Source organism: Pontibacter burrus, from assembly GCF_010686685.1.
Lineage (GTDB): Bacteria > Bacteroidota > Bacteroidia > Cytophagales > Hymenobacteraceae > Pontibacter > Pontibacter burrus.
In genome coordinates this window covers 242,442-269,163 of the sequence record NZ_JAAGWD010000005.1, presented here as the reverse complement: position 1 = coordinate 269,163, position 26,722 = coordinate 242,442, and the positions used below count along the sequence as shown (strand labels likewise).

Annotated in this window: 14 protein-coding genes; 6 read left to right on the top strand and 8 right to left on the bottom strand. The window is 48.8% G+C overall.

Going from position 1 to position 26,722, the window contains the following annotated elements; all coding sequences use genetic code 11:
- Positions 1-322 precede the first annotated feature (322 nt).
- Genes malQ through treZ form a run of 4 tightly spaced genes read right to left on the bottom strand, consistent with a single transcriptional unit; the run spans position 323 to position 8,759 of the window.
- Complete coding sequence (gene malQ / locus GXP69_RS12725; protein WP_163915453.1) at positions 323-1,864, bottom strand: 4-alpha-glucanotransferase; 1,542 nt, start codon at positions 1,862-1,864, stop codon at positions 323-325.
- A complete protein-coding gene (treY, locus tag GXP69_RS12720; protein WP_163915452.1) occupies positions 1,861-4,554 on the bottom strand; it encodes a malto-oligosyltrehalose synthase in 2,694 nt (897 codons plus the stop codon). Before treY ends, malQ begins: the two co-directional genes overlap by 4 nt.
- A complete protein-coding gene (locus GXP69_RS12715) occupies positions 4,555-6,954 on the bottom strand; it encodes a DUF3536 domain-containing protein (protein WP_163915451.1) in 2,400 nt (799 codons plus the stop codon). It abuts the gene before it with no gap.
- A gap of 2 nt (positions 6,955-6,956) precedes the next feature.
- Positions 6,957-8,759 carry a malto-oligosyltrehalose trehalohydrolase gene (treZ, locus tag GXP69_RS12710; RefSeq protein WP_163915450.1) on the bottom strand — a complete coding sequence of 601 codons (1,803 nt, stop codon included), beginning with the start codon at positions 8,757-8,759 and terminating at the stop codon, positions 6,957-6,959.
- A gap of 304 nt (positions 8,760-9,063) precedes the next feature.
- Here treZ and GXP69_RS12705 point away from each other — a divergent pair, with 304 nt between their 5' ends.
- From GXP69_RS12705 to glgB, 5 genes are all read left to right on the top strand, one after another.
- Positions 9,064-9,729 (top strand): TetR/AcrR family transcriptional regulator, encoded by a 666-nt coding sequence (locus tag GXP69_RS12705; protein WP_163915449.1) that lies wholly within the window; start codon positions 9,064-9,066, stop codon positions 9,727-9,729.
- Between the two features lie 5 nt (positions 9,730-9,734).
- Complete coding sequence (locus tag GXP69_RS12700) at positions 9,735-11,054, top strand: ABC1 kinase family protein (protein ID WP_163915448.1); 1,320 nt, start codon at positions 9,735-9,737, stop codon at positions 11,052-11,054.
- A 298-nt stretch (positions 11,055-11,352) separates the two neighbouring features.
- Positions 11,353-13,374 (top strand): alpha-1,4-glucan--maltose-1-phosphate maltosyltransferase, encoded by a 2,022-nt coding sequence (locus GXP69_RS12695; protein WP_163915447.1) that lies wholly within the window; start codon positions 11,353-11,355, stop codon positions 13,372-13,374.
- A 17-nt stretch (positions 13,375-13,391) separates the two neighbouring features.
- The gene (treS, locus tag GXP69_RS12690) at positions 13,392-16,724 is read left to right on the top strand and encodes a maltose alpha-D-glucosyltransferase (RefSeq protein WP_163915446.1); all 3,333 of its coding nucleotides are present in this window, start codon (positions 13,392-13,394) and stop codon (positions 16,722-16,724) included.
- Complete coding sequence (gene glgB / locus GXP69_RS12685; RefSeq protein WP_163915445.1) at positions 16,717-18,942, top strand: 1,4-alpha-glucan branching protein GlgB; 2,226 nt, start codon at positions 16,717-16,719, stop codon at positions 18,940-18,942. The genes treS and glgB overlap by 8 nt, the downstream gene beginning before the upstream one ends.
- Before the next feature lie 83 nt (positions 18,943-19,025).
- Here glgB and GXP69_RS12680 read toward each other — a convergent pair whose 3' ends face one another.
- The gene (locus tag GXP69_RS12680) at positions 19,026-19,625 is read right to left on the bottom strand and encodes a DUF2179 domain-containing protein (protein ID WP_163915444.1); all 600 of its coding nucleotides are present in this window, start codon (positions 19,623-19,625) and stop codon (positions 19,026-19,028) included.
- A gap of 452 nt (positions 19,626-20,077) precedes the next feature.
- Between GXP69_RS12680 and GXP69_RS12675 the strand changes: the two genes are divergently transcribed.
- Positions 20,078-22,291 carry a bifunctional alpha,alpha-trehalose-phosphate synthase (UDP-forming)/trehalose-phosphatase gene (locus GXP69_RS12675; RefSeq protein WP_163915443.1) on the top strand — a complete coding sequence of 738 codons (2,214 nt, stop codon included), beginning with the start codon at positions 20,078-20,080 and terminating at the stop codon, positions 22,289-22,291.
- Positions 22,292-23,103: 812 nt separating this feature from the next.
- On the opposite strand, the gene xseB is transcribed toward GXP69_RS12675, so the two are convergent.
- The 3 genes from xseB to GXP69_RS12660 form a co-directional block, all read right to left on the bottom strand.
- Complete coding sequence (gene xseB / locus GXP69_RS12670; protein WP_204282017.1) at positions 23,104-23,376, bottom strand: exodeoxyribonuclease VII small subunit; 273 nt, start codon at positions 23,374-23,376, stop codon at positions 23,104-23,106.
- A complete protein-coding gene (gene xseA / locus GXP69_RS12665; RefSeq protein ID WP_163915442.1) occupies positions 23,363-24,928 on the bottom strand; it encodes an exodeoxyribonuclease VII large subunit in 1,566 nt (521 codons plus the stop codon). The genes xseB and xseA overlap by 14 nt, the downstream gene beginning before the upstream one ends.
- A 251-nt stretch (positions 24,929-25,179) precedes the next feature.
- Positions 25,180-26,658, bottom strand: coding sequence for a helix-turn-helix domain-containing protein (locus GXP69_RS12660; protein ID WP_163915441.1), 1,479 nt, complete (start codon positions 26,656-26,658; stop codon positions 25,180-25,182).
- Between the last annotated feature and the right edge of the window lie 64 nt (positions 26,659-26,722).

The following is a 26,722-nucleotide window of genomic DNA, read 5'->3' as shown; positions in this document are numbered from 1 at the left end:
TGAGGAGTTATAGTTGCATCGCTTTTCGTGGTAGTAGTTCCTTGTGGCAGGCGCAGCCTGCCTATTCGTGGTCTGTAACTATAGATGTATAGCTTTTGTTTGGCAGTAGCAGCAATTTCCCTTCTAGGAGGGGTAGGGGTGGGTTGGAACGCTAACTATAAAAATATAGCTCTATCTATAGCAAAGTCTTATTGTCTCTTCTTCCAAGATCCTTTCAGGATGACAGAGGCAGGAGCAATAAAAAGCTCCCCTCCTTAGACAAGGAGGGGCAGGGGTGGTTGGATTAACCGTAACTATAGAACCATAACTCCAACCCCATAAATCAGGATAATCCCTTTAATCGCTGATCCACAACCCTGCCATACGTATCGGCCTGCTGCCTCAACCACTTCACTAGCTTTGCATTGAACTGGTTCTTTTGCAGCCGCCATTGCCAGTTGCCATTGGAGGTAGACGGCTTATTCATGATCCCTTCGTGACCAAGCCCCAACACATCTTGCACCGGAACAATAGCCAGCTGGGAGACAGAACTATAGGCTAATTGCAACATAACTTCGTGGACATTATCCTGTGTCACCTCCTGATGTACATAATTACTGAACATTTTTCGGTCTGCTGCTTTGGCATCTTTAAACCAGGCTTTTACTGTGGCGTTGTCATGGGTGCCAGTGTACACCACGCTGTTTTGGGTGTGGTTATGCGGCAGAAACGAACTCTCAAAGGCATATTCATTACTTTCAAATGCAAACAGTAAAACCAGCATACCCGGCAGGTCAAAAGCCTTGATCAGGTCACGCACTGGTTGGTCTATTTCACCTAAGTCTTCGGCGATGATGGGCATTTCGGGGTGGTGCTGTTTTATAAGCGTGAGCAACTCATGCCCCGGTGATTTTACCCATTTCCCGTTGATGGCTGTTTCTTCACCGGACGGTACTTCCCAGTAGGCAGAGAAAGCCCGGAAGTGGTCGAGGCGCAGCAGACTGAAAAGTTGCAGGTTATGATTGATGCGCCGGAGCCACCAGTCGTAGTTGTGTTTGGCCAAGTTTTTCCAATGGTACACTGGCGTTCCCCATAGTTGTCCGGTCTCACTGAAAAAGTCGGGCGGCACACCCGACACGGCACTTGGTCGTTCGTCTTTATCCAGCTTAAAGTATTGCGGATTGGCCCACACATCGGCGCTATCGTGGCTCACATAAAAAGGCATGTCGCCGATGAAATGGATGTCTTTCTGCTCGCAGTAAGCTTTCAGGTTGTTCCACTGGCGGTAAAACAGGAACTGCAGAAACTGTTGCTGCTCTATTTTCAGGGCCTGTTCTTCGGCAAGTTTCAGCATCGCACTTTCCTTTCTTGTGCGGATATCTTTGTCCCATTCTACCCAGCTTTTTTCACTATAGTGCTCTTTAAAAACCACGAAGTAACTATAGTCGATTATCCAGTCTCTGTGCTCTTCCAGGAAAGCATCAAACTCCTTCTTTAGCGCTTTTGGTTTTTGGGATTCATAGTTCAGATAAGCCTTCAGCCAAATCTCTTTTTTGAACAGTGTAGCCGCTTCGTAATCGACCTTGTCATCCGGAAAACTATAGTCGTGTTTCAGATCTTTTTTCTCCAGCAAGCCATCTTCTACCAGCATTTCCGGACTCAGAAGCAAGGGATTACCGGCGAAAGCAGAGTGACTGCTGTAAGGTGAGTTGCCCATGCCTGTTTCGGTTGGGTTTAGCGGAAGTATCTGCCAGTAGCGTTGTCCGGCTGCTTCGAGTTGGTCAGCATATTTATAGGCTTCCGGCCCCAGATCGCCGATACCATATTTAGATGGAAGCGAAGTGATATGCAGTAAAATGCCGCAGCTGCGATGTGGTATGATCATGCGTTTGTTCCGGTTAAGAGTACAACAGGGAATGTTTCGGTAAGAGTGGCTAATTTTAGTCTGCCCGTGAGCTTTTTATTCCCCAGTTCGTCCTGCCATTGCTGTGGCGCACCATTTGGTAGTACGAGTTCGGTATCCCCCCAAACCGGATCACCTGATGGTAAGCCTTTTTCATCAGTCAATTTTGTAAGTAGGAGCGGCACAACAACTATAGCCCATTGATTTTTATACTTTCTTGCGTAGGTTAACACGTGGTTCTTATACTTCCCAGTAGCTTCCAAGGGAATATATTCGCCTTGTTCAAACACTTCCCGGAAGTTGTTGCGCACAGCCAGCGTTCTGAACAGCAGGTATAGTTTCACCTGTCCGTTTTCAGGTTGCTGCAGCAGTTGCTGGTGCAGTTCTGTTTGGTCACCTGTAGCAGCAGCCTGTAGTTTGTCCAGCGAATCCTGGCGCAGACTATAGTCTACTTTCCTGCGGTTATCCGGGTCTACCAGGCTCAGGTCCCAGAACTCGCAGCCCTGGTAAATGTCGGGTACACCGGGGCAGGTAAGTTTTAGCAGCAACTGGTTTAAACTATAGAGCCAGCCATAGTGCGACAGTTTACGGCAGAATGGCAGGAACATATCCAGAAAGCGCTTACTCTTGAGCAGTTTACTGGCCAGTTCTTTGGTAGCTTCTTCGTATTCCTCGTTTGGGTTGGTCCAGTTGGTGCGAGCTTTGGTTTCGCGCAGGGCTTTGGTAATGTACTCCTGCACCCGCTCAATCAGGGTGTCATCAATGGTTTCATCCATCGGCATCACGCCCAGCAGCGCCTGGAAAATAAAGTACAGGTCGTTGCGGCGCGGTACCATACCCGGAGCTACAACCACGGCAAAATCCATCCATTGCTGCACGTTCTGTTCCCATTCTTCCGGCAGCTCACTGATCACGCTGATGCGCATCCGGGCATCTTCGCCGCGCTTGGTGTCGTGGGTGGCCGTACCGTTTATAGAATGCGGGAAATGCTGCTGCCTGCGTTGCATGTGCTCATGGAAACGTTCGGGTGGCAGGTTGAAAATCTCCGGGCTGTTGCCCACTTCGTTGAGCGAGAGCAAACGATTATAGTTGTAAAAGGTAGTATCTTCCACCCCTTTGGCAGCCAGCGGTCCCGTGAACTGCTGGCTCCGCATTACAAAGTATAGTTTATCCCGCAGCAGGTCTTCTGGTTCACTTAAGTTAGGCTGGTATATTTTACGAATGGCGTCGAGTTGTTCCTGGCGTTCAGGAGCCTTCTCCAGTGCAGTTGCATACGCTTTCTCAATCACTTCATGGGCTACATCGGGCAGCGGAAAGCTGTTGCCATACACGCGGTAAACCGGGAAGGATGCCAGCCACACGGCCAGGGCATGGTACCAGGTTTCTTCCGCTTCTTCAGGCACGATCTGCAGGTGTTGCAGCAGGCGCAGCAGGTTCTGTAGTTCGCCCTGCATGCGTTTCTCCAGTATAAACAGCTTTTTATCGAATACCAGTTTTTCGTAATCGGTGGTGGCGGTGGGTACTACACGCTGGTATAATTCGGTCAGCTTTTCTTTTCCCGAAGGGTCAGTCATTACGTTGCTCGCCCACGCTAAAAAATCGTAGCCCGAGTTGCCTTGTATAGGCCAGTAATCGGGTATCACTTCTTCGCCTTCCAGAATTTTCTCTACCACAATATACTTCTCATCGCCGGCCATTTCACGGAGTTGCACCAAATACTTATCCGGGTCAAAAAGGCCGTCTACGTGGTCTACGCGCAGGCCCTGTACTAAACCCTGGTGACAAAGCTGTTTGATGAACTGGTGGTATTTTTCAAAAACTTCTGGCTTCTCGATGCTCAGGCAGATCAGGTCATTTACTGTAAAAAAGCGGCGGTAATTCATCTTCTGCTGCGACTCCTGCCAGAAACATAGTTTAAAGAACTGCAGGTCAAGCAGTTCCTGTAATTGCTTCTGATCTGAGTTTACAGTTTCCAGCAGTTTCTCCAGCGCAGCACTTTTGTTTATAGTTGAATGTAACGCCTGCTTTGCCTGTTGCCAGCGCGCAATGTCTATCTTATCCGAAGCTATAGTTTGCTCTAAGTGCTGCAGGTGCTCTTTTATAGTTTGATCACCGGATTCATCAGCCAGTTTCTGCAGCAGGTAAGGGTAGGAGTTTATACTTGCCGGGTACACATTGTCAAAATAAGCGATATGGAAGCCGGTCTCATCAAAGGTAAGTTTTAGCTGACCTTGCTCCAGCACTTTCTCCAGCGGCTCGCCCAGGAACGGCACCATCACCTTGCCTTCAAACTCGGGGTGGGTGAAATTGATGTCGAAGAAACTATAGAAGTTGGATTTCTGCCCTTTTTCCAGCACATCCATCAGCCACACGTTGGTAGGGTGGTAGGCCATGTGGTTGGGCACGATGTCCTGCAACCAGCCCATGTTGTACTTGCGCAGTTCTTCGGCAACCTCTTCCAGTTCTTCCAGCGTTCCTATTTCCGGGTTTATCTGGTGTGGATTAACTACATCATAGCCATGCTCGCTGCCGGGCGCGGCGGTAAAAAGTGGTGCCGCATAAATAGTGCTGATGCCCAGGTCGTGCAGGTAAGGGATCAGTGCCTTTACTTCCTTTAATTTCAGGTTCGGCGAAAGCTGCAGCCGGTATGTAGCCAGTGGTATATAGGTCATTTATACTTTCAGATTTAAGTTGTCATATAGCTTGGTAAAAAGTTGGCTCCATTCGGAGTCGGTAGGGTGGTTGGCGTAGTGTTGCTGTTTTATCCGGAAGGCGATGTTTTGCGCCTGCCACAGGTCGGGTTGCAGGGTAGTATTGTGCAGTGCAGGAAGTAGTTCGTTCAGCTGGTTAATGAACTGCAGGCTATCTGGTTGCTGCTCCAATTGTTGCATAAAACGCTCCATTCGCTGCGAAATAGCAAAGGTGAGCTGTTCCCGATCGAAGGTGAGCTGCATGCGTTTGGCCTGATCGTTCAGGCGCTTCATTTCTTCCAGGTCCGGAGTTTCGGCGTTCACTTCATCCAGCATCTTTTTATTCAGCATGTACTCCACAATCACCTTTAATGGGCGCGGTAGCGTTACATTCAGCGTATGCATGGCTGCCATTAAAGGGTAGTTGTTATAGTATACCTGCTCAAAATCGCCTTCAATGGCGTGCATGGTGTAGCCCAATACCTTGTTCAGGATCCGGTTCTGGTCGTCGCGAAAGAGGTGCCAGAAAGAGTAGTTGTGCGATTCAAAATGTTTGTCCAGCAGCATGATCACTTCACTGATCATTCCTTTGCTGAAAGCATCTTCCATTTCGGTGTACATCTCCTGAAAAGCATTATCGCCCCGGAAATCACGCACGCCGCCCAGCAACTGATGATCACCGATGTGCAGCACGCCGTAGGTTATAGTTGCTTCGTCCCAGGTGATGTTCGAACGGATGCGGGCACGGCCAACCGCCAGTTTCTGTCGGCCGGCTTCTACTGCCTCGTGTTGCTCGGATGTTACATTATAGCAGTATAGTTTGCTCTCTTTGGCATAGTCTGAGAACAGGGATGATACCGCATAATGGGCGCCCACGCGTAACAGGTCAAGCATGGTGGTTTTGGCGATGGCCGGGTAAGCTTCTGCGGCATTTTTATAGTCATCTTCGTTGCTTTCTGCCTGCTCCAAAATCTGCAGAAAAGTGGTTTCATAGTCTTGTCCGCTAATGCTTTCGGCCAGTTGCAGAGCACGGGCAGCATACAAAATATCCTGCATGGTTTCGATACCGGTCACTTCATCAAAAAACCAACCGCAACTGGTATACATCAGCATGGCGTGGTACTGCATTTCCAGCAATTGTAGAAAAGTGCGCTGCTCTTCTATAGTTAACTCCCGGGAAGTATGCGCACGAATAAATGCCTGTACATTTGCTTCTGACCGGTCGGAGATAACCTGGATATAGTTGTTCCTGCTCTGCCACGGATCGGCACCGAGTTGCTGCATCTGAGAATTATAAAGTGATTCCAGTTCGTCGCGCAGCCAATCGAAAGCTTGCCGTAATGGTTTGCGCCATTTCTGGTTCCAGGTTGGGTGACCACCGGTATTGCAGCCGCAGTCGCTCTGCCAGCGTTCCACCCCATGAACGCAACTCCAGGATGTTTTCTCGATGATCTGCGCTTCGTACTGTGGCGGGAATTTCTCCAGGTACTCGCCATAAATAGTAAGCCTTGCCTGTTGCTCCTGATACAGATGATGCAACGTATAGGAAAGCGCCATTTCGCCGAAGCGGTGGTGGTGACCATAGGTTTCGCCGTCGGTGGCAATGTGTAGTAGCTGCTGTTCATCGTTATTGTAATCCAGCGCGCCCAGTAACCGGTTCTTAAACTTTTCGCCGTTGTGCAGCAAGCCCTCAAACGCCACGCCTTGAGATACGGGTGCATGGTAAAAGAACACAACTATAGTTTTGCCAGATGGCAGGTTGACCAGGTACGGCCGGTTCGGATTTATCTGCGCATTGGTGGCATCGTGCCAATCATGTTCCCCTATTTTGCGGTAGCTCTTGGCCTGGTACGGCGACAAAATCGTAAACTTAATACCATGCTCGGCCAACACTTCCAGCGTAGGTGTATCGGCAGCTGTTTCACCGAGCCACATGCCTTCCGGGTTGCGGCCGAAGCGCTTTTTAAAATCATAAATTCCCCACAACACTTGCGTGTGTTTGTCGCGCTCGTTGGCCAGCGGCATGATCATGTGGTTATACACCTGCGCCAGCGCCGAGCCGTGTCCCGAAAACCGCTCCTGACTTTCCTTATCCGCAGCCAGTATAGCCTGGTAGGTTTCAGGTGCTTTCTTCTCCATCCACTCCAGCAGCGTAGGCCCGAAGTTAAAGCTCATCCAGGCGTAGTTGTTCAGGATGTCAACTATAGTTCCGTCGTTGTCCAGGATGCGGGAGGCGGAGTTGCGCGCGTAGCATTCGTCGGTAATACGCTCGTTCCAGTCGTGGTACGGTCGCGCCGATTCCTGCAGCTCTACTTCGTTGAGCCAGGGATTTTCGCGCGGCGGCTGGTAAAAGTGCCCGTGTATGCAAATGTATCGCTCCATATCTATCTGCTTGCCTGAAGTACTACTACGGACTCAGGTTGCAGAATGGTATTTTCAGAACTATAGTTGCTGCCCGGTCCGCCCCATTTTTCATCAGCAGAATCAAGTATAGTTTGCCAGCCTTTTACACCAAGTTCTATAGTTTGCTCCTCCTTGCTGAAGTTGATAATGCAGCGGATTCCTGCCGAAGTATGGGTAAAATCAAGCACGTTTTCATGTTCGTTCAGCGATGCCTGCAGGTGCTCTTTGCTAAGCTTACTAACTATAGATTTCCGGAGTTGGATGACTGTTTTATAAAACTCGCGCAGCTGGTTATGTTTCTCGCTGTGGGTATAGTTGTACTGTAGTTTGGAGTTGTTAAAGGTCTCTTCGGATTGCGGGTCCGGCGCTTCTCCCTGCCAGGCAAACGCCTTAAACTCATCCTTGCGGCCTTTGCGCACAGCTTCCACCAGGTCCTTGTCGGTATGGCTCACAAAAAACAGGAACGGATTTTCTTCGCCGTATTCTTCGCCCATAAACAGCATCGGCGTGTAAGGCGAAAGCAGAACCAGTGCGGCAATCGGTTTCAGCATCTCAAACGAAACCAGTTGCGTCAGGCGCTCGCCTAACATGCGGTTACCTACCTGGTCGTGGTTCTGAGAGCAAACTATAAACTGTTTGGCCGGGTTATCCGTGGCATCTGTGCCTATAGTTCGTTTGCGGTGCTCGGAGTAAGAGCCGTTGTAAATAAAGGAGTGTTTCAGTGCTTTTACCAGGTGCTCCCGCTTCCCGAAATCTGCATAGTAGCCTTCCGTCTCGCCGGTTACCATGGTGTGGATGGCATGATGGTAATCGTCCATCCACTGCGCTGCCAGGCCATAGCCGCCTTGCTCTATCGGGTTGATCAGGCGCACGTCGTTCAGGTCACTTTCGGCAATCAGATAATAAGTATGGTTTTGTTGTTCTGCCAGATGATCTACATGCTCCTGAAGTTCCTGCAGAAAATGTTTGGCTCCGGTATCCAGTATCGCATGCACGGCATCCAGGCGCAGGGCATCTACATGGAAATCGCGCAACCACATCAGCGCATTCTGGAAAAAGAAATTACGTACGTGGTCGGAATAGGCATCATCGAAGTTCAGGGCAGCTCCCCAGGGCGTGTTGTATTTCTCGGTAAAGTAAGACCCGAACTCATTCAGGTAATTTCCTTCCGGACCCAAATGGTTATAGACTACATCCAGTACCACCGCAATATCAGCTTTGTGGCAGGCATCCACTAATTTTTTAAGTCCCTCAACGCCGCCATAACTATCCTGCGCAGCAAAAGGGTAAACGCCATCGTAGCCCCAGTTCCGGCTGCCCGGGAATTGCGCAATCGGCATGATCTCAATAGCGGTTATGCCTAAATCTTTCAGTTCCGGTAGTTTATTGATGATCCCTTCAAAAGTGCCTTCTTCTGAAAAAGTGCCCACGTGCAGCTCGTATACAATGTATTCTTCCAGCGGCAGGTTTTTCCAGTTCTGGTCGGTCCAGCTATAGTTTGGGTCTATCACTTCCGAAGAATCATGCACGCCATCGGGTTGCGACATGGAGGCCGGGTCGGGTAATTCTTTCTCGTTGTTGAGTTTAAAACTATAGCGTGTGCCGGGTTTGGCATCTTCAAACAAGCCTACCCAATAGCCGAAAGCTTCCCGTTGCATGGCTATAGTTTGCTTCTTCTCTCCATGGACTACTACGTCTACCTGCTCTGCTTCAGGTGCCCAAACCGTAAATGTCGTGCCCGTTTCGGGTACATAATGTGCGCCTATCTCTCTAGTTATTCCCATACATCAGCTTAAGTATACTAAGCAGGATTAACTGCCGCTGAACGGTTTAGGTTGTGCCTGCTCCTAGCAGTCGGTCCGGATTTAAGGGTTTATACTTACAGCTATAGGTAATGCTTCGCTTTTTAAAGGGAAAGAAAACCAGCAAGCGCGAACCAACTATAATGCCCGCTTTTTTTGAAAATACCTTGTTGTTGCGATGGGAAAAGGGACCTATTATGATGCGGGATTATGTTACAGAATTGCTTTATAAATCTTTGAACATCTTACACTTTAGCTGGTTTTAGAACTGGAAAACAATACTCTTATGGAAAATATAGAAAGTAACCAACCGATAACACACGATACACGCACCCTGATTACTGAAGCTTTTGTGCAGCATGTGCTGGAAACAGGCAGAGAGCCCGTGTCGGTGTATAAATTTGCCCAGGGCATCGGCATCCGTGAGGAGGAATTTTATAGCTACTATACTTCGTTTCTGGGTGTGAAAGGTGGTGTATGGGAGCAGATCTTCGAGCGTACCATTGCCCATATGGAAGCGCAACCAGTGCATGCGTCTTATTCGGCCCGCGAAAAACTACTGGCCTTCTACTTTACCTGGATCGAGGAAATGAAGAAGTACAGAAGTTACCTGCTGGCCTTGTACCTGCAGCCGGAAGGTTTTAGAAAAGCCATGCCAGCAGAATTAAGAAGCTTTAAAATAAGATTCCAGGCGTTTGCCAACGAAATTATACAGCAAGGCATCGCAACAGACCAGATCGTCGAAAGAAAGTACATTTCAGATAAATACGCTGATGCCCTGTGGGCTGAAACGCTGTTTATACTACAGTTCTGGCTGAAAGACACGTCCACTTCTTTCGAAAAGACAGATGCCGCCATCGAAAAATCGGTGAACCTGGCCTTTGACCTGGCGGGTAGAACAGCTGTTGATTCCTTAGTTGATTTTGCCAAGTTTCTTTACCAATCCAAGTAACATATATGCCTGATAAACCGCAGGAACAAAACCATATCCCGACTTCCAAAGTGCAGCGAGCATCTAAGTTTATAGGCACCGGTGCCAAGGTTGGGGGCAATTATATTAAGCATTACGCCAAAAAGATGGTAAACCCCTCGCTGAGCAAAGATGAACTGCATGCCAGCAACGCCGAAGATATTTATGCGTCGCTGAGCGAGCTGAAAGGCAGCGCCTTGAAAGTAGCCCAAATGATGTCGATGGACAAGAATGTGCTGCCGGGTGCTTATCAGGATAAGTTTATGATGGCCCAATACAGCGCGCCGCCGTTGTCGTATCCCTTGGTAGTTCGCAATTTTCAGAAGTCGTTTGGGGCAACTCCGGAAATGTTGTTCGATACCTTTACCACTTCGGCTGTAAATGCGGCCTCCATTGGGCAGGTGCATAAGGCTACCAAAGACGGGAAGGTGTTTGCCGTAAAGGTACAGTACCCGGGCGTGGCCGACAGTGTAAGCTCGGATCTGCGCATGGTGCGGCCGTTTGCTTACCGTCTGCTTAATATGAATGCCAGAGAACTGGACCATTACATGGAAGAAGTGGAAGGAAAGCTGCTGGAGGAGACAGACTATAAACTGGAAGTTAAACGCTCCGAAGAGATCTCGCAGGCCTGCAGCCACATTCCCAACCTGAACTTTCCGAAGTATTACCCGGCATTAAGCAGCGAAAAAATAATTACCATGGACTGGCTCGAGGGCGTTCACCTGAAAGAATGGCTCAAGACCAATCCGTCGCAGGAAGCTCGTAACAAGATAGGGCAGGCTTTGTGGGAGTTTTACCACCACCAGGTCCATAACCTCAAAAAAGTACACGCAGATCCGCACCCGGGCAATTTCATTATTCAGGATGGTGTGAAGCTGGCTGTGATCGATTTTGGTTGTGTGAAAGTGATTCCGGAATATTTTTACCATGGTTATTTCTCACTGCTCAAGAAAGATGTGCTGCTGAACGATGCGGAACTGGACCGCCTTTTCCGGGAACAGGAATTTATCAGCGATCAGGACACAGCAGCAGAGCAGGTATATTTCAAAACCGTGTTTAAAGAGATGATCTCTCTGCTGGGCAAGCCTTTCCATACGACCGAGTTCGATTTTGCCGACGATGCCTACTTTACACAACTATACGCGTTGGGCGACCGGGTATCGAAAGATAAAATGTTTCGCAATTCACGGCAGGCGCGAGGCTCCCGGCATGGCTTGTTCATCAACAGAACTTACTTTGGTCTGTACAGCATTCTTAACCAACTACGGGCCCACATCCAAACAACAATACCCGATTGGTTTAAGTAACAGGAAAGCCGTTTGATGAAAATCAGGCGGCTTTTTACTTTATAGTTAGTTGCTATAGTTTGATGTGCTAATTTTTGCGGTAACTATAGTTGGCGAGCGAACATTGCAGATGGCTTTTAAATTCAGCTTTATCTAAAAATAACTATTAGGCTTATAGTTAGCTGCGCTGCTTTCACTGATTCCCTTCACAAAATTTAAATCTGCGTTCTAACGGCCTGTAGTCTACCTTAACGGGTAATTGTGGTAACCTAATCTCATTACAATAGTACCTACTCTGAGGCAAACCTTATTGTAATTCATGGAAGGACTGGACGGAACCCACAGAGTCATTATAGAGAACGTAAAACCTGAACTTAATTGCGGCCAGTACCCGGTAAAGCGGGTGGTAGGCGAAGAGCTGACTGTAACAGCGGATATTTTTGGCGACGGGCACGACGAGGTAAAAGCAGTACTGCTATACCGTCACAGCCGAAGCAAAAAATGGAATGAGGTGCCCATGAAGTTCCTGGGTAACGACCACTGGCAGGCCGCTTTTGTGCCAGATGCAATGGGCATGTACGAGTATACCTTGCAAGGCTGGATAGACCATTTTTATACCTGGCAGAAGGGACTGCGCAAGAAATTTGAAGCCAACCAGGACATAACCGTAGAGCTGCAGATAGGGGCGCAACTGATGGAAGAAGCTGCTGCTACCGCCAAAGCTGGTCAGCAAAAACGTTTGCACAAATGGGCCCAACAGCTGCGAAGCAATATTTCGGCAGCAGATGGGGTAGAGCTGGCGACCAGCCACGATGTAACCGACCAGATGAATGCCTGTTGCGAACGGAAGAATGTAACCAACTACTCTAAAATTCTGCGGGTAGATGTGGAACGCCAGAAAGCGCTGTTCAGTACATGGTATGAATTCTTTCCACGTTCGGCAGCCCAGGAGGCCAACCGTCACGGCACGTTTCAGGATTGTATCCGGTTGCTGCCGCGTATTGCCGAAATGGGTTTTGATACCATTTACCTGCCACCTATCCACCCGATCGGCCGTGCCTTCCGGAAAGGAAAAAACAATGCGACCACATCGGAGCCGGGTGAACCGGGTTCGCCATGGGCTATAGGCGCGGAAGAAGGTGGCCATAAATCGATACTTCCTGAACTAGGTACATTGGATGACTTCCGGCATTTTGTGCATGAAGCCCGCAACCATGGCATTGAAGTAGCGCTGGATTTTGCGATCCAATGTTCACCGGACCACCCCTATGTAAAAGAGCATCCGCAATGGTTTAAGTGGCGCCCTGATGGCACTGTACAATACGCCGAGAACCCACCTAAGAAATACCAGGATGTGCTGCCTGTAAACTTTGAAACCGAAGACTGGCAAAACCTGTGGCAGGAGCTTAAAAGCATAGTTCTCCATTGGATAGACCAGGGCGTTTATATTTTCCGGGTAGATAATCCACATACCAAGACCTTTGGTTTTTGGGAGTGGATGATCCGGGAAGTTCGGGTAAAGCATCCGCAGGTTATTTTCCTGGCCGAAGCCTTTACACGTCCACGCGTAATGGAACGGTTGGGTAAGATCGGCTTCACGCAATCCTATACTTACTTTACCTGGCGCAACTCACCGCAGGAAATTCGCGAGTACCTGACTGAGCTTACTAAAACCGAGATGCGCGAATACTATAGGCCGAACTTCTGGCCGAATACCCCTGATATTTTGCCGGAAGTGCTGCAGCATGGCGGCGAGCCAGCCCACATTATGCGCGTTGTGCTGGCGGCAACACTTTCATCCAACTATGGCTTGTATGGCCCGGTGTACGAGTTCTCGATGGGCACACCATATCCGGGCAAGGAAGAATACATTGACTCCGAAAAGTATGAAGTAAAGCACTGGGACTGGGGCAAGAAGACCAAGGTTTCAGAAGTTATCACGCTCATCAACAAAATACGCAAGGTAAACCCGGCCCTGCAAACCACCTGGAACATTGCTTTCGGTGATACCGACAACCCACAGCTCCTGTGCTTTGCCAAATGGGATAGCGCCAAACGAAACAAGATCATCGTGGTAGCCAACATGGACCCCTACAACACACAATCGGGTTGGGTAAAGGTGCCGATACACGAGCTGCAACTGCCACAGGGCGAGCAATACATGGTGCACGACCTGCTAACCGAGCACAAGTATACCTGGCAAAATGAATGGAATTACGTAGAACTCCGGCCACATGAGATGCCGGTGCACGTTTTCCGTATAGAGGAAGCTAATACCGGAATGGGCCACAATAATTTAGACGATACCTGGCTCCCGACTGAACATACCACCCACGAATAAAAAGATAAAACTACACTATGGCCGCGGACAAAGATCTGTTAGACGACAACATTCACTGGTACAAGGACGCCATTATTTACGAGCTGCACATCAAAGCCTTTAAAGATGGCAACGGCGATGGCATAGGCGATTTTAAAGGACTGATGCAGAAGCTGGACTACCTGGAAAGCCTGGGGGTTACAGCCATCTGGCTGCTGCCTTTTTATCCGTCTCCGCTGCGCGATGATGGCTATGATATTGCCGACTACTATAGTATCAACCCGAACTATGGCGACATGCGCGACTTTAAGCTCTTTGTAAAAGAAGCGCATCGCCGCGGCCTGAAAGTTATTACCGAGCTTGTCATCAACCATACTTCGGACCAGCACCCGTGGTTCCAGCGTGCGCGCCATGCCAAGCCAGGCTCTAACCACCGCGACTTTTACGTGTGGAGCGACGACCCGACCAAGTACAAGGATGTCCGCATAATTTTTACAGACTATGAGCCAAGCAACTGGACCTGGGACCCGGTAGCCAAACAATACTACTGGCACCGTTTCTTCCATCACCAGCCCGACCTGAACTACGACAACCCTGCCGTGCAGAAAGAGGTGTTCAAGATGCTGGATTACTGGCTGGACTTAGGTGTGGATGGATTCCGTTTGGATGCGGTGCCTTACCTGTTTGAGCGGGAGGGGACCAACGGTGAGAACTTACCGGAAACGCACGACTTCCTGAAAAAGCTGCGTGCCCACGTAGACCAGAAGTACACCGGAAAATTGCTGTTGGCTGAGGCAAATATGTGGCCGGAAGACTCCGCATCTTACTTTGGTAACGGCGATGAGTGCCACATGAACTACCACTTCCCGATCATGCCGCGCCTGTTCATGTCGGTGAAGATGGAAGACCGTTACCCGATCATCGACATTTTTGACCAGACACCCGAAATACCTGAAACCTGTCAGTGGGCCATGTTCCTGCGCAATCACGACGAGCTGACCCTGGAAATGGTAACCGACGAAGAGCGCGACTACATGTACAAAGTATATACCCGCGATCCGCTGGCCAAAATCAACCTGGGTATTCGTCACCGTTTGGCGCCGCTGCTGGGCAACGACCGCAATAAGATCGAACTCATGAATGTGCTGCTCTTCTCGATGAAGGGAACGCCGGTGGTATATTATGGCGATGAGATTGGCATGGGTGATAACTTCTACCTCGGCGACCGCGACGGTGTGCGCACCCCGATGCAATGGAGCGACGACCGTAATGCTGGATTCTCTGAAGCCAACCCACAGAAACTATACCTGCCTGTCATCATCGATCCGGAGTATAAGTATGAATCCGTAAACGTTGACACACAGGAGCAGAACAGCAGCTCACTGCTCTGGTGGATGCGCCGCATCATTAATATGCGCAAGCGCTACAAGGCATTTGGCCGTGGAAGCATTAAATTCCTGAATCCCTCAAACTCTAAAGTACTGGCCTTTATCCGCTCTTATGAAGACGAGAACATCCTGGTAATTGCCAACCTGTCGCGCTTCCCGGAGGCGGTGGAACTGGACATGCAGGAGTTTAAAGGCTATACACCACGCGAAGTATTCAGCAAGAATAAATTCCCAACTATAAAAGACGATGCCTACCTGTTTACGATTGGCGGGCACGGCTATTACTGGTTTGAGTTGCAGCCACAGGATGTATCGGCACAAAAGGTACTGGACATGCAGCGCGCTGTAATGGAAATAGCACCATTGCACCAGCGCCTGCCACAAAACATGGTTCGCCAGCTGGAAGCAAAAGTTCTGCCTGCATACATCTTGAACAGGCGCTGGTTTGGGGGCAAAGCGCGCACCATACAGCGCATGCAGATCATCGATGATATGCCTTTGCAGCTGAATAATCAGGGTGTATCGTGGTTGCTGATAGAAGTAAACTATAACGAAGGTCTGCCGGAACTCTACCAGTTGCCGGTTGCCTTTATGCCTCGTGAGCAGGAGCAGGACCTGATCAGTCATCATCCGGCGAGTGTAATTGCGCGTGTTACCCTGAACGGGCAGGAAGGTATTTTATACGATGCCTTGTATGGGGAAGAGTTCCGGCAAATGCTGCTGCATCTGATAGCCAGGCGTCGCCGCCTACGGGCAGGACAGGGCGAGCTTGTTGGCCATAGTCACCAGCGCGTAAGCAATGTGCTGCGTGAGAACAACGGTAATCTGCCATCCAAAATACTGAGCGCCGAGCAAAGCAACACCTCTATAGTTTACGACGGGCAGTTTTTCCTGAAGATCTATCGCAAAATAGATCGGGCTTTGAACCCGGATGTGGAAGTGGTGCAGGCGCTTACAGATAGAGTAGGCTTTCCGCAGGTGCCGCGCTTTATGGGGATGATCGAGCAACAATCTGACACGGGTTCGCCGATGGTGCTGGCCATGCTGCAGGAACTGGTGCCAAACCAGGGCGATGCCTGGGAGAATATGGAGGACTCGCTGAAACGCTTCTTTGAGCGCATCGAGACGCAGAGCGAGCGTGTAAAGACTGCTCCAACTATAGGTACCTTGTCGCGGCCTGTTGCTTTTTCGGATACGCCGGAGCCTGTGCAAATGCAATTGGGTGGGGCATCGGTGAACAGGATAGAGCTGCTGGGATTACGCACAGCAGAAATGCACCTGGCACTGGCCTCTATCCGCGACTCGAAAGACTTTGCACCGGAAGATTTCTCGCTGCATTACCAGCGTTCGCTTTATTCTTCGCTCACCTCGCTGGTTCGCAGCAACTTCGATAGTCTGCGCAAGCACTTATCAAAACTACCGGATAATGTGCGTGCCGAAGCCGAAGAGGTACTGAACATGCGTGCCCAGATACTTGAGCGCTTAAAACGCATCTTCTCCCGCAAAATAGATACCCTGAAAATACGTACGCACGGCGACTATCACCTCGGGCAGGTACTGTTCACGGGCAAGGATTTTATCATCATAGATTTTGAAGGAGAACCGGCTCGCTCGTTCAGTGAGCGCAGGTTAAAGCGTTCGCCGCTGCGCGATGTGGCCGGCATGATCCGCTCTTTCCATTATGCAGCTTACAACGCCCTGTTTCAGCAGGATTCGGCTGGCAAAGAAGATGGCTACCTGGAAGAATGGGCAGAGCAATGGTATCATTATGCCAGCAACTTCTTTATGCACTGTTACCTCGATAAAACTATGGGAACCGGCATAGTGCCTGATAAGGAAGAAGACTTCGAGATTTTGATGGAGACCTTCCTGCTGGAGAAAGCGATCTATGAACTCGGATATGAACTGAATAACCGTCCGGACTGGGTGCTGATCCCGATCCGGGGCATTAAGTACATCATGAAAAAGTATCAGAATGGCTAAGAGAAAACTTGAGAAGGCACCGAAAACAAACGTAACTACACCATTAACTGATGCAGGTAGCGAAAAACCAGCTGCAAAACGTGGCCGGCCTAAAAAGGCGGATCTGGCTGCGGAAATGGGTTCACCAGTAACTATAGTTCCTGATACTGAAGCTAAACCTGCTGAAAAACCAAAGAGAACGCGTACCAAGGCAGTGCCTGTTGAGACAACTGATCTTACACCTGCGCAAAAAGTAAGAGCTACTAAAAAAGCAACAGGCACCGCAACTATAGCACAGGCACAAACTATAGTTCCACAGGAGAAACGCGCTGTTTACCACGATTTAAGTAGGTTCTCGGATTTTGATGTTTACCTGTTTAAAGAAGGCCGCCATTTTACGCTTTATGATAAGATGGGCGCGCATTGCATGGAGCATGCCGGGCAAAAAGGGACTTACTTTGCTGTGTGGGCTCCCAATGCAGAACTGGTTACCGTTATCGGTGACTTTAACCACTGGAACCGCGACAGCCATTCCTTAAAAGTGCGCGAAGATGGCTCCGGCATCTGGGAAGGTTTTATTCCGGATCTGACTGGCGGCGAACTATACAAGTATCACATCAAATCGAATTACCATCTGTACCACGTAGAGAAGAGCGATCCATTTGCTTTTGCCCGTGAAAAGCCACCACAAACAGCCTCGCGCATCAGCGACCTGAAATATGAGTGGCAGGACCACGAGTGGATGGAACGCCGCAAAACTATAGCTGGGCAGGCACAGCCCATGAGTGTATATGAAGTGCATTTAGGATCGTGGCGCCGCAGACCCGAAGACAACAACCGACCGCTGACCTACCACGAACTGGCCGAAGAACTGCCGCAATATGTAAAGGAAATGGGCTTTACGCATGTGGAGTTTATGCCTGTAATGCACCACCCGTTTATGGGCAGTTGGGGTTACCAGATTACCGGTTACTTTGCTGCGGCCAGTGTGTATGGTTCGCCGCAGGAACTCATGCACCTGATAGATGTACTACACCAACATGGCATTGGCGTGATCCTGGACTGGGTACCGTCACACTTTCCGTCTGACGAGCACGGTCTGGCTTACTTTGATGGCACACATTTGTACGAGCACGCCGACCCACGCAAAGGCTACCACCCCGACTGGAACAGCTACATCTTTAACTATGGCCGCAATGAAGTTCGCTCTTTCCTGATCAGCAACGCGCTTTTCTGGCTCGATAAGTACCATGTAGATGGCCTGCGGGTAGATGCGGTCGCCTCGATGCTGTACTTAGACTATAGCCGCAAGGAAGGGGAGTGGATACCAAACGAGCACGGCGGCCGCGAAAACCTGGAAGCCATCTCACTCATTAAAGACTTTAACCAGGCGGTGCATGAAAAGTATCCAGATGTGCAAACTATAGCTGAAGAATCTACGGCATGGCCGGCCGTTACAGGCAAGGTAAACGATGGAGGACTAGGCTTCGATATGAAGTGGATGATGGGCTGGATGCATGATACACTACATTATTTTTCATTAGATCCGATCTACCGCAAGCACCACCAGGGCGAGATTACGTTTAGTATTATTTATGCCTTTTCGGAGCGCTTTATGCTGCCGCTCTCGCACGATGAAGTGGTACATGGCAAAGGCTCACTCATCCGGAAAATGCCGGGCGATGAATGGCAGCAGTTTGCCAACCTGCGCATGCTCTATAGTTACATGTATGCACACCCGGGCACAAAACTTATGTTTATGGGCGGGGAACTGGCCCAAAGCTCCGAATGGAACCATGACAGCAGCCTGGAATGGCACCTGCTACAATACCATTATCACAGCGGAGTGCAGCGGCTGTTGCAGCAACTAAACAAACTATACCAGCAGGAACCAGCCCTCTATGAGCACAATTTCGACAGCAGCGGCTTTGAGTGGATAGATTTCCAGGATGCGCACAACAGCGTAATAAGCTTTTTAAGGAAAGGCAACGACCCCAAAAACGATGTGCTTATAGTTTGCAACTTTACACCCGTAGTACATGAAAACTATAGGTTAGGTGTGCCACACAAGGGCGAATGGGTACAGCTTTTCAATTCCGACGATGAGCAGTTTGGCGGCAGCAACGTGCAGAACCAGGAATCACTGCAGGCAGCAGCAGAACCATCGCACGGCCGCGATTACTCCCTGACCCTGAAGTTACCGCCATTGGCAGTGGTATACTTTAAGTTAAAAAGCTAAACCAGTTTAAGAGTTAGAGAGTTTGGGAGTTAGAGAGTTATTAATTCCTCAACTCCCAAACTCTCTAACTCCTAAACTATAAGTCATTTCCCTTTCCTCAGCGGGAAGATCCGGCGTAAACTCAGCCCTCTTTTAGATTCTTCCTGCGGAACTCCATAATCAGATACAGAACGTACGTCCTCGATAGAGTAAAAAGCCTGCGGATTGTATTCCCGGATGATGTCGAGTACGTGGTTCAGCTTTTTGCGCTTCACGATCATGAACAGCAGGTTTACTTTACCGCGGGTGCCGCGGGCATCTACACAGGTCAATCTATAACCATGGCCTTTCAGTCGCTCTATCAGGTTGTGGGCCGAATCTACAGTAATAACCCGCACTACCATTTGCCCCAACGCCAGTTTCTGCTCGATGCGCAGCCCTAGAAAGTTACCGGTTGCAAAACCGCCGGCCCAAGCCAGGTAAGAGGCCACATTGTTCAGGTTTTGCATTACCTGCGTAATAGCTACCAGCCAGATCAGCACTTCCAGGAAACCCAGCGCCGGCGCTATCATTTTATCGCCCTTTGAGATAAAGACTATGCGCAGGGTGCCAAGGGTAACGTCCATGATACGTGCCAGGAAAATAAGCAAGGGAATAATTACCCAGTTAACTATAGTTGGGTCCAGACTCTGGGATAAGTTCATGTATTAAAGTGTTTTTGTACTTTCTGTCAAGTTAAAGGAAATATCTCTATTAAGACAACCACCTGCTCTGCGGAGTGTTTTACGCTATAGTTGCAATCCATACGTAATGATGCGCAAACTATAGCTTATTGCCTGCCTATATGCTTATACTTAAAAGCCTGAAGGTTAAGGCTGGCTATAGTTTCCATTGCCGTATTTCTGTTTGGTTTAACCCTCATAACTGCTTTTATGACTCGCAAAAATGGTTATTACGTATTAATACGGACACCATCGACTGCTATTACCTAATTATAGTAAAAGGCTAATATTCTGTAAACGATAACAGGGACTAGTACGTAAGAATAAAAGAGCTGACATGTACTTATATGCCCGTCTCAATAAACTATTGTATCACAGATAATTTGGCTGAGAAGCCCCACATTATTACTGCCAGTCTATAACACAACATACTAATGGCAAAACTTATTATAGTATCCAACCGCCTACCGGTTAAACTACAGGAGAAGGATGGTAAACTGAAGTATACCCCAAGTGAAGGAGGATTAGCTACAGGACTAGGATCTATTTACAAAAAAAAGGATAATCTCTGGATAGGATGGCCTGGATTGGTTATTGATGATAAAGATAAACAGGAGCGGATTATAGAAGACCTTCGGCATGACAATATGTACCCCGTGTTCTTGTCAGAAACTGAGATCAAGGAGTTTTACGAGGGATTCAGCAACGAAACACTATGGCCTTCCTTTCATTATTTCAGCCAGTACACCATTTACGAACAGGATTTATGGGAGACTTATGTAGAAGTTAACCAGAAGTACTGCGACGAGATTCTGAAACACGCAAACCCTAACGATACCATCTGGGTGCACGACTACCAGTTGCTGCTGTTGCCGTCTATGCTGCGCAAAAAACTGCCGGATAGTACTATCGGCTTCTTTCAGCATATCCCGTTCCCGAGCTACGAAATTTTCCGGTTACTACCCTGGCGTCGTGAACTGCTGGAAGGTATGCTCGGTTCCGATCTGGTAGGCTTCCATACCTATGACGACATGCGCCACTTCCTCAGTTCAGTAAACCGTATTCTGGGGTATGGTGGTATGCATGGCTGGATAAATACCGGCTCCAGATCTATTCTGGTCGATTCATTCCCGATGGGTATAGACTATGAAAAGTATGCCACTGTAGCAGCCTCAGAAGAAGTACTGAAACTAGAGCAGGAATACCGCAAAAACATAGGCACTGAACATATTATCATCTCCATCGACAGGTTGGATTACTCTAAAGGCATACCACAGCGCTTGCTGGCTTTTGAGATGTTTCTGGAGCAATACCCGGAGTTTCATGATAAAGTAACACTGGTGATGCTGGTAGTTCCGAGCCGCGATGCAGTGGAAAAGTACAAGGAACTGAAAGAAGAGGTGGATGAGTTGGTTGGCCGCATTAACGGCAAGTACAGCCATATAAACTGGAACCCGATCCAGTATTTCTACCGCTCTTACCCGATCGAGACCCTGTCTGCTTTTTACCGGATGGCTAATGTGGCGCTGGTAACCCCTATGCGCGATGGCATGAACCTGGTCTGCAAAGAGTATGTGGCTAGTAAACTCGACCAGAAAGGCGTACTTATCCTCAGCGAGATGGCGGGGGCGTCTAAAGAATTATCGGATGCCCTGCTGATAAATCCAAATGACATTAACCAGATGGTAGCGGCGCTGTACGAAGCCCTGACCATGACGGAAGCGGAACAGCACCAGCATATGCGCAACATGCAGGAAACCCTGAAACGCTACAACATTCACCACTGGGTTGGCTTGTTCATGGACCGCTTATCTTACGTCAAGATCAAGCAGATGTCGATGGAAACCAGCTATTTGGATGAAGCGACCTTCCAGGAGATGAGTGATTCGTACGAACTGGCCAGTTCGAGGCTTATATTCCTGGAGTACGATGGCGTGCTGACCAATTATAGAAACCAGCCATTATTGGCCCGCCCTGACGAGGATTTATTAGAACTGCTTGAGAGCCTGTGTAACAACGCTAAAAACAGGGTTGTCATGATTAGTAGTCGCGAGAAAGGGAACATGGAAGACTGGCTGGGTCACCTGAACCTGGATATCGTGGCAGAACACGGCGTATGGCTGAAACAGCGCGGATCGGGCTGGAAGACGATGATGAGTCTGATGGATGACTGGAAAAGCGATATCCGTCTGATTATGGAACTATATGTAGACCGCACCCCGGGCTCTTTTATCGAAGAGAAAGAATACTCACTGGTATGGCACTACCGCCGCGTTGAAACCGGCCTCGGCGAATTGCGTGCCCGCGAGCTAGTAAATCACCTGAATTTCCTGGCCTCAAACAGCAACCTACAGGTATTGGACGGGCAAATGGCCGTCGAGATTAAAGCACAGGAAATAAGCAAAGGCAAAGCAACCACTCACTGGCTAAATTTATATCCGCATGAATTTGTGCTGGCTGTAGGTGATGATTGGGGAGATGAGGAAATCTTTAAAGTAATGCCCCGAAATGCCTATACGATTAAGATTGGAAACTCGTATTCTATCGCAAAATATCATTTAGATAACCCTGCCGAAGTTCGAGAAATGTTATCGAAATTAATAAAACAGGAGTTGCGGGAGCCTTCGAATGCTAAAATGACAGGATAAAAGAAAGCCGTTGGTTGTAGGACCAACGGCTTTCTGGTTTAAAATGAGATTTCGAGATCGGACTTTCTGTTTGGCAGTAGCTATAGTTCTCTTTTGTCATCCTGAGCGTTAGTCGAAGGATCTTATATGTCCTATAGCTGGCTATAGTTACTATTGGACACAAGCAGTTCGTTTCATAGCACCCTTTTATCTTGGGAGCTTTACTGGCCTACAGTTGCCATAGTTGCTTTGGTGCGCTCACGGCCGCGGGGCCCCGTCTTCGGGCATCGCGCGGTGTACCTTTCTTTTGCTCCTAACGTCGCAATGGCTACGCCACCAGAAATCTATAAGGCGCTTAACCCAAAGACTGAAATTACTCGATAGTAGGTGCTATAGTTATTTAAACAGTATTAGTTACATCGCTTTTCAGTGGTTGTAATTTCGTGGGGCAGGCTATGCCTGCCTGCTCGTTGCCTGTAACTATAAAACTATAGGATCAACTATAGCAATGGCAGAAAGTCCCCCTTTGAAGGGGGTAGGGGGATGACCAACAACTATAGAACTATAATATAGAATATAGTAATAGCAGAATTCCCCTCTTGGGAGGGGCAGGGGTGGGTTCGAACAGCTACTATAAAACTATAGCCTCGCAACTACAGCAGGAGCTGAAAATCCCCTGCCTTGGACTACCGAGAAGCGATTTCGAAAGTAGCGAGCGTAGCTCTGAGGGGATAAAGGGGTGGTTGGACCACAGCAACTATAGAAAGATAAAAGAATTCTCAGCAAACCCGAAATCCTGAAAATCCTTTAATCTTTTAAATCCTGATTCAGACCTAAAACAACGTCCCACTACCACTAGCTTTACCTTCAGACTTCTTTGGCTTAGCTGGCTCTTCGCAGTTTTCTTCGTTAAATACCTGATCGATAGCTTGTTCGGCGGCGCGTAGTTTTTCTTTGCACAGCTTAATGAGCTGCGATGAGCGTTGTACTTTCTGTGTGAGTTCGTCCACATCAACCGAGTCGTTTTCGATGGCTCTTAAAATTTCTTCCAGTTCCTGCGTGGCTTCACGGTAGGTCATGGTTTTGATATCTTTATAGGGTATCATTGGTGTCTTTGTTTACAACTATACTATGGATGATACCGTCTTTCATGCGGGTTTCTACCACATCGTCGGGCTGCACCTGGTTAATGCTTTTTATAATCTTACCGTTCACTAACGTCAGTGTATAACCGCGCAGAAGCAGGCGTTCCGGGTCGTTGGCCTTGATGCTGGCTTCGATCAGTTTTAGGCGGTGTTGCTCGGTTTGTAGTTTGCTTGCCGTAGTAAATTCGAGTTTATCGCTCTGCTTGGTAAAGCTGATCTGTTTCTGCTTGATACTCTCTTTTACTTCCGTCTCTACACAGTGGCTAAGCGTATTTAGTTCATGCTCTTTCATGTGCAGGTAGCGTTGCGCCCTGCCTTCCACACAAACCGATAATTCGCTCAGGTGTCGCTCGCGGGTGTGTAGCAGGTCTTTGGTGTTGGATTTTATATCACGCTCCAAATTACCTACGGTGTGCTGCTGCAGGTTCAGATAATTCTTAGGCTTTACCAGCAAACCACGCGATAGAGTCTCCAAAAGTTCACGTCCTTCCTGCAAAAAATCTTTGGTAGTATTCGAGATACTAAGTTGCAGTCGCTCTAATCGATCTTCCGTAAGCCGTAGTTGCTGCGATGTAAAGAGTCTAATGCTATCATACAAACCTTCGGTATACTCTTCTGCACTTCTGAAGCGGTCAATCAGAAAAGTAGCTACGGCAGTTGGTGTTTTTAAGCGGGTATGGGCCACCAGGTCAGCTATACTTTCGTCGCGCTCGTGGCCGATACCGGTCAGTACAGGCAACGGCGAATTACCAATGGCGGCTGCAATAGTATAATCATCAAAACAGCTCAGGTCTGTCTGCGAACCACCGCCACGTATCATTACTATTGCATCAAACCGTTCGCTATAGTTGGCAATCAGCGCCATGGCTTTGTTTACCGATGCCGGCGCATCGTTGCCCTGCACCGTAGCTGGAAACAGCGTGGTATGGAAACTATAGCCGTACGCGTTGTTCTTTAGCTGATGTATAAAATCCTGGTAACCAGCGGCTGTGGCCGATGAAATGATAGCCAGGCGCTGCGGAACTTCCGGTAATTCCAGTTCTTTGTTGGCTGTCAGCAACCCTTCGGCTTCCAGTCGTTTTATCGTTTCCTGGCGCTGGCGGGCCAAATCGCCGATGGTATAGTTCGGGTCGATATTGTGGATGTCCAGACTCAGACCGTATAGTTCATGGAACCGCACGCTTGCCTGGAACAGGATCTTTAAACCAGCTTTCAGGGGCTGCCCGGTCTTATCTTCGAAAAAGCGGCCGAGCATGGCAAAACGGGCACTCCAGATAGTTGCACGGGCCTGCGCCACTACATTACGGGCATCATCGCCTTTATCAACCAGGGTTAAATAGCAGTGGCCTTTGCGGCGGTCGGGCGTTATTTGTGCAATTTCAGCAACTACCCAGTAGCTTTCCGGAAACGCCACTTCCAGCTCTTCCCTGATCTGCTGGTGCAGCTCAAAGAGCGAAAGCGGAGTCTGGAACTCCTCGTACACACTTGTTTGCCTGAAAAATAACTGCGACATCTGCCTAAACCGAAAAATCCTGAGCCAACAGGCAAATTACAAATCTATTTCAAGAGTTTCAGAATCCGCTCCCCGGAAATTTATAGTTTAGCTAACTATAAACTATAGTTGTGATTAATAAAAAGGATTGAATGGATTAACCCACCGCTAACCCCTCCCAAGAGGGGAATCTTTTAGGTGATTAGGAATTCCCCTCCTGTGAGGGGCTGGGGTGGGTTTTTCGAAACTGTAGTAATAAACTATAGTTCAGGCTACTGTAGTTTCTCCAGGGTTTCATTTACCTGCTGTTGCCATTGCTGTTTCTGCAATATAAGGGGCGGGGCAGCGCGCTCCAGGCAATCCAGGGCAGGGCAGCGCTCGCAGGTTTCATTCACGTAACGGCTTAAAATAACAGGGTCCTGCAGGAATTTGATCTTTCGGCGAAGGTTCTCGTTCAGCAGCAAACCTATACTTACCGTGCCGTTTACCCGCTCGTTCGGTTGTGCCAGTGCAATGACCAGGTACTCGTTCTCGGAGTTGATGTACGATGACTTTTGGATTCCCACCACCGGTTTGTTGGCAGATACATCTATTGGCAGATTTTCCACAGCATCAAACAAAGTCAGTGATATCCAGCGGCGACAATAATGCTCGTTCAGCAGCGATGCGTGCGGGTTGTGCAGGCCGGCCAGGTGCAGCTCCTTGGTAAGAGCAAAATGGTCGGTAGCTGGCTCGTGGTTAAAGCGCAGGAAAAACAGTTGTTTGATGTTGAAGAACCGGGGCAGCAGCGAAGTAATTCGGTGCAAAAAAGTCTCGGGCGATGCCTGATAAGTTTGCATAAGTTGCAGCAGGTATTGCGGTTGCCAGGTTGGCAGGGCAAAGAATTTTTGCAGATCCTGCACCAGGCGGTCTCGGTTTAAGAGCAGTGCTCCGGCAAAGTACGATGCTCTGAAGTTGTTCAGTACTTCATCAAACGAACGCACTTTTACCCAGGTAGCCGTATAGGGCCGCTCCTGTATGTTGAGGTACTGAAAGCCCAACTCCCGCGCCAGCGCAAAAGCCTGCTGTTGTTCCGTTAGCGTTACATTCAGGAGTAAGCGTGGTTCTTCGCCGGGTACAAAAACAGAGCGAAGCGGCTTTAACTCTGGTGTTTCTTCAAAGGTGGTTAGCTCGGTTCTGATGTTGTAAAGTTCTTCCAGTAAACTGCTGAGTTGCTGCAACGTTGGCGTCAGCTCAGGGTCCAGGTTGTGTGTGTTCAGGAAGTTCTCGGCTTCCAGCTCAATGTCTTCAAAGTAGTTATCGTGCAGTTCTTGGTACGAGCGCAAGGCCGAAAAGTAAAACTGCTCTACACGCAGATCGAACGAGCGCGAGATCTCCAGCAACGTCTTAACAAAGGCACTCAGTTTGGCCGGGGCTGTAGCAAAAATGTCGATCAAACGGCTCATGTCCAGCCCGAAATGCTCCAGCGGTAACTCCGACAAAATATTGGAGTGCAGCAGTTCGCCTACCGGTTGCAGCCTTTTAGAAAGTTGTAGCGATACCAGCGAATCATAGGTCACGCCCAGTGCATCGGCAATCACGGCTATCTTACTTGGCTTTGGGTGTTTTTTACCTTTCTCGATCTCATTTAAATAAGAAACCGAAATGTCGGTTGTCACGGCAAGGTCGGTGAGCGAGATGCCTTTTTCGGCGCGCAGCTGTTTGATTTTTAGCCCAAGGATAAGGCGGATGATGTCTTCCTGTAGCTTCATGAGTAGGGTGAAATGGTTCGTCTGAAAATGAAGTACGTGGATTTATAGTTTAACTCCTAAAAAA

Coding starts and splice junctions, on each gene's coding strand:
- malQ (WP_163915453.1), bottom strand. CDS start 1,864: ATGATCATACCACATCGCAGCTGCGGCATTTTACTGCATATCACTTCG.
- treY (WP_163915452.1), bottom strand. CDS start 4,554: ATGACCTATATACCACTGGCTACATACCGGCTGCAGCTTTCGCCGAAC.
- GXP69_RS12715 (WP_163915451.1), bottom strand. CDS start 6,954: ATGGAGCGATACATTTGCATACACGGGCACTTTTACCAGCCGCCGCGC.
- treZ (WP_163915450.1), bottom strand. CDS start 8,759: ATGGGAATAACTAGAGAGATAGGCGCACATTATGTACCCGAAACGGGC.
- GXP69_RS12705 (WP_163915449.1), top strand. CDS start 9,064: ATGGAAAATATAGAAAGTAACCAACCGATAACACACGATACACGCACC.
- GXP69_RS12700 (WP_163915448.1), top strand. CDS start 9,735: ATGCCTGATAAACCGCAGGAACAAAACCATATCCCGACTTCCAAAGTG.
- GXP69_RS12695 (WP_163915447.1), top strand. CDS start 11,353: ATGGAAGGACTGGACGGAACCCACAGAGTCATTATAGAGAACGTAAAA.
- treS (WP_163915446.1), top strand. CDS start 13,392: ATGGCCGCGGACAAAGATCTGTTAGACGACAACATTCACTGGTACAAG.
- glgB (WP_163915445.1), top strand. CDS start 16,717: ATGGCTAAGAGAAAACTTGAGAAGGCACCGAAAACAAACGTAACTACA.
- GXP69_RS12680 (WP_163915444.1), bottom strand. CDS start 19,625: ATGAACTTATCCCAGAGTCTGGACCCAACTATAGTTAACTGGGTAATT.
- GXP69_RS12675 (WP_163915443.1), top strand. CDS start 20,078: ATGGCAAAACTTATTATAGTATCCAACCGCCTACCGGTTAAACTACAG.
- xseB (WP_204282017.1), bottom strand. CDS start 23,376: ATGATACCCTATAAAGATATCAAAACCATGACCTACCGTGAAGCCACG.
- xseA (WP_163915442.1), bottom strand. CDS start 24,928: ATGTCGCAGTTATTTTTCAGGCAAACAAGTGTGTACGAGGAGTTCCAG.
- GXP69_RS12660 (WP_163915441.1), bottom strand. CDS start 26,658: ATGAAGCTACAGGAAGACATCATCCGCCTTATCCTTGGGCTAAAAATC.